The sequence below is a fragment of the Nocardioides sp. CPCC 206348 genome (assembly GCF_048654705.1).
Lineage (GTDB): Bacteria > Actinomycetota > Actinomycetes > Propionibacteriales > Nocardioidaceae > Nocardioides.
On record NZ_JBMCZA010000136.1, the window covers coordinates 12971 to 15548 of the forward strand.

Here is a 2578-nt window from a genome sequence, read left to right on the forward strand (position 1 = left end):
GCGAACCTAGCAGGGCCCTTGCTCAGTCGCTGAAGACGGACCAGCAGATCGCGTCGCGTCGTACCTGGTCCTCGAGGACGAGATCGCGCACCCCAACGGGCAGCTGGGCGCGCTGCCAGTCGCGTTCGGCCCGGCCCGCCGCTGCGGCGTCATCCGGTGCTGACGAAGCCCGGACCGCCTTGATCGCATAGGCCGCTGCACCGAGACCGTGCTCGGCGACATGAGGAACACAGGCCGCCTGACCTGCGGAATAGGCGGCGAATCTGGCTGCCCCGACGAGAGGTCGCGCGGCCCCGTTCGCGTGCCCACCGATGGCGCGGGCCCGCATCATCAACAGGTCGCCGCGGGTCCATGCCCGCGCCGCCTCGATCGCTTCGCGAGGGCGTAGGTCGTCGGGTACCTCGGACTCGAAGAGCCCGACGACGTGCTCGGCGCAGGCCGCCGCCCAGACAGTGAGGCGGCGATGGTCGTCGTCGGTGAGGGTGCCGCCGCGACGAATCGTGATCAGCCTCGGGTCCCGCACCTTCGGGATGATCACTGCGCGTGCCGCCGGGTCCAGCGTCGCCGGGCGTGCTCGTGGGCCTCGGCGAGGAGGTGCCCGATGGCGTCAGCCGTGCGCTCACCGGGCCGTACGACGCTGACCCACCCGAGCTCGGCGTAGGTCGGGTGCGGGATCACGGTGTCCTGATCGGTGGGTGCGCCAACCGGGCCCGTCCTCCTGTCGCTGCCGCGAGCGTCGATGTTGAGCCGGAAGGTGCCGTTGCCCAGCCCGGAGGAAGGCTCGTCCGGGTAGTCCTTGGTGATGATGGTGGCGAACGGTTGTCCCTGCGGAAGGGCGCCGTCGGGCGCGTAGTAGAAGAACAGGTCCCCCCAGGCCAGTTCCGGGGACCCGTCCCCGGGACTCGGCCGAAGGGTCAGCACGCCGCCGAGCGACTCGACCTGTCGAATGATTTCCTCGATAGTCATGCTTCAAGGAAAGAATTCAAGTACCTGTGGAGGGTTGGGTCGATGCGGACGATCGAGGCAGCTCGACGAGCCGGCTGTTCGGTGCAGCAGCTGCACAAGCTGGAGGCCGCGGGCGTCCTGCCCGACGTCCCGCGAACCCCCTCCGGATACCGCGTGTACGACGACAAGCACGTCGCCTCGGCCGTGGCCTATCGGGCGCTGGCAACCGGCGTCGGGCCCGCCGAGGCGCGGGTCATCATGGCTGCCGCCCACCAGGACGAGAGCCGCTTCCTCGCCCTGTTCGACGCCGCTCACGCAGCAATCGCCCAGGAGCGCATCGAACTCGCAGCCGCCGGCAAGGCACTCCGTTCGATCAGCTCCGATCCCCTCGTCGACGTACGACCGGAGGACGACCTGTCGATCGGCGAACTCGCAGCTGCCCTCGACGTACGCACGTCGGCCCTGCGGCACTGGGAGGCCGAGGGACTCCTTTCCCCGCGTCGCGGCCCGCACGGCGAACGGACGTTCAGCCCGGCCGACGTACGCGACGCCCGCCTCATCCAGCAGCTCCGCCAGGCGGGCTACCGGATCCCCCCGCTGCGGGAACTGCTTCCACAGTTGCGCAACGCCGAGGAGACCGCGTTGGCGCTGACCCAGCGAGCCCGCCATCTCGACGAGCGCTCCCGGGCCCTGCTGCGCGCGGCCGCGGCGTTGGGGACGGCTCGGGTCAGCGCTTGACGCGGTAGCGCAGGAAGACGTCGCCCGGGTCGAACCTGCGGGTCTCGACCAGTTCGAGGTCGACCCGACGCTCGCGATCGTCGAAGAACGGGGTGCCGCCACCGAGCAGGACCGGGCAGACCCTGATCCGGTACTCGTCGATCAGGCCCGCAGCGGCCGCTTCGGCCGCCAGGGTCGCGCCGCCGATCGCGATGTCGCCCTCGCCGGGCTCGGCCCGCAGTCGCTCGATCTCGTCGGCGACCGTGCCCGTGGCCAGGCGGGCACGCCCCCTCACCTCGGAGAGCGTGGTGGAGAAGACCACCTTGGGGAGCGGGTTCCAGAGCCCGGCCCACTCGCGCTCCGCTTCGTCGAAGCCCGCCTGCTGCTCAGGCTCCTCCCAGTAGAGCATCGTCTCGTAGAGGCGCCGCCCCATCAGATGGACACCGACGCCCCGGATCTCGTCGATCGACCGCCGGAAGACCTCGTCGGAGGGCGCACTCCAGTTGATACCGTCGTCCGGGTCGGTGACGTATCCGTCGAGGGACATCGACATCGAGTAGGTCACGTCACGCATCACAACTCCTCCGGAAGGCCGAAACGTTCGAACATCTCGGGTCCGAAGGTGAGCAGCTCGGCAATGAGCCCACCCTCCACCCGCAGGACGTCCATCGCGAGGGGTTCGTAGGTCGAGGACCCGGGTGAGCGGTAGTACGCCGCCACGGCCGGCTGGCCGTTGGCGGTCGTGGTCCGGCACCGGAAGCCGGTCGGGTCGGCGTCGCTGAGCCCGTCGACCCAGGTCTGGAAGACCGCCTCGAGACCGACCCACACGCCGACCTGCGGCGGCATCGCGAACCGGACGTCGTCGCGCAGGAGTTCGCTCAACCCGTCGAGGTCGAGCTTCTCGAGCCGCTCGACG

General features: G+C 70.1%; 5 protein-coding genes. 1 reads left to right on the forward strand and 4 read right to left on the reverse strand.

Annotation, left to right across the window (positions count from 1 at the left end; translation table 11 throughout):
- Nucleotides 1–22: 22 nt before the first annotated feature.
- Both ACOADB_RS08790 and ACOADB_RS08795 read right to left on the reverse strand, forming a co-directional pair.
- The gene (locus ACOADB_RS08790) at nucleotides 23–523 is read right to left on the reverse strand and encodes a putative immunity protein (protein ID WP_378597581.1); all 501 of its coding nucleotides are present in this window, start codon (nucleotides 521–523) and stop codon (nucleotides 23–25) included.
- A gap of 11 nt (nucleotides 524–534) precedes the next feature.
- Nucleotides 535–966, reverse strand: coding sequence for a DUF6194 family protein (locus ACOADB_RS08795; protein ID WP_378597582.1), 432 nt, complete (start codon nucleotides 964–966; stop codon nucleotides 535–537).
- Nucleotides 967–1008: 42 nt separating this feature from the next.
- Between ACOADB_RS08795 and ACOADB_RS08800 the strand changes: the two genes are divergently transcribed.
- Nucleotides 1009–1683 carry a MerR family transcriptional regulator gene (locus ACOADB_RS08800; protein WP_378597583.1) on the forward strand — a complete coding sequence of 225 codons (675 nt, stop codon included), beginning with the start codon at nucleotides 1009–1011 and terminating at the stop codon, nucleotides 1681–1683.
- Here the strand turns inward: ACOADB_RS08800 and ACOADB_RS08805 are convergent.
- Both ACOADB_RS08805 and ACOADB_RS08810 read right to left on the reverse strand, forming a co-directional pair.
- Nucleotides 1673–2236 carry a dihydrofolate reductase family protein gene (locus ACOADB_RS08805; protein ID WP_378597584.1) on the reverse strand — a complete coding sequence of 188 codons (564 nt, stop codon included), beginning with the start codon at nucleotides 2234–2236 and terminating at the stop codon, nucleotides 1673–1675. The two genes, ACOADB_RS08800 and ACOADB_RS08805, sit on opposite strands and share 11 nt — an antisense overlap.
- Nucleotides 2236–2578: nuclear transport factor 2 family protein (locus ACOADB_RS08810; RefSeq protein ID WP_378597585.1), on the reverse strand; the 343-nt coding region annotated here is incomplete at its 5' end. The genes ACOADB_RS08810 and ACOADB_RS08805, both read right to left, overlap by 1 nt.